General features: G+C 63.2%; 1 protein-coding gene and 1 pseudogene. Both read left to right on the forward strand.

The genetic code is table 11. The features are described from left to right. A pseudogene (locus H7965_RS32345) lies at positions 1-132 on the forward strand (IS5 family transposase); the annotation flags it as partial. Positions 133-554: 422 nt separating this feature from the next. Continuing rightward, a partial coding sequence (locus H7965_RS30635) for a hypothetical protein (protein ID WP_222440897.1) occupies positions 555-1,138 on the forward strand: 584 nt, incomplete at its 3' end.

A 1,138-nucleotide genomic window follows, 5' to 3' on the forward strand; every position in this document is an offset into this window, starting at 1 on the left:
ATCGGTTGGATCAGCCGCAACCGCCGCCTCGCCCGCGACTTCGAGCGACACTGCCGCATCGCCGCCGCCTTCGTCCGCATGGCAATGATCCGCATCATGCTCCGCCGGCTGGCCAGAAAGCCCTCAGCGTGAATCGAAACTTCCCGGATGGGCTCTAAGGCCCAAACGGGCATTGCTGAACGCCTCGTCGTCGGACCCAAGTCACTCCACGCCCATCAGCCGCATTTCGCAGAGGTCTCAAGGGGGTGGTACTCTTAATAAACAATTATAAAATAATAATCGACTGAATTCCTGACGCAGGCCAGCACTTGCTAATCCTAATTGTGACGCTGCTACCAGAACCTCCCGACAGCAGCAGATAACCGCCTTGGCTGTTACAGAGAGAGCGATTGCATCGCGGAGTTTCTTGAGCAGGGCCGTCCAGCGCCACGCCGGCTACTGCCGCGAAAGAATGGTCCCGTAAGCCTTCAGAGGCGGGAGCCTGGTAGGTGAACTCTCGCGCTTCACGAGACGTGCGTTGTGCCTCACGCGAGAATGACTGATATCCTCTATCCGTGAGCCATTTTCAGTACGATACCACCACGAGAAAACCTGAGCGGTCGCCTGAGTCGCCACCGGCACCCTGGGCCACGAAGAAGTCTGCCAGGCTCGCGCCTCGCCTCGGGCTACGTGCACACCTTGTCGGGCTAGTTCTGGCAGTCCTTCTGCCTGCCCTTGCTGTCGGCGGCGCCGCGGCCTGGCATGCGGCCAGTGCCTACCGTCAAGCCTTTGAGGCGCGGCTGCTCGACACCGCCCGCGCCCTGTCACTGGCCATCAGCAGCGAGTTCGACACCCTTGGCACTGCCGCCTTGGCGCTCGCCTCCGCGCCAAGCCTGCGGGATGCGGCGGATAGTGAGATACCCGCTATGCGCACCTGGGCCGCCGAAATCGCGCAGGGCCTAGGCGGCGCGCGCGTGGTCGTCAAAGACGCCGCGCCGGGGCACCGCCAGCTCCTCGATACGGGACTCTCCAAGGCCGCGCTGGTGCCGTCTCCCTCTGTTTCTGGCCATGGTGGGTGGGATCTGATCCGCCGTGTGGCGGAGACCGGCCGCCCCGCGGTGTCAGACCTGTTCACAAGCCCGGGTAGTAGTAGCTGGGC

Origin of the sequence: Siccirubricoccus deserti (assembly GCF_014283215.1) — a bacterium.
GTDB lineage: Bacteria > Pseudomonadota > Alphaproteobacteria > Acetobacterales > Acetobacteraceae > Siccirubricoccus > Siccirubricoccus deserti.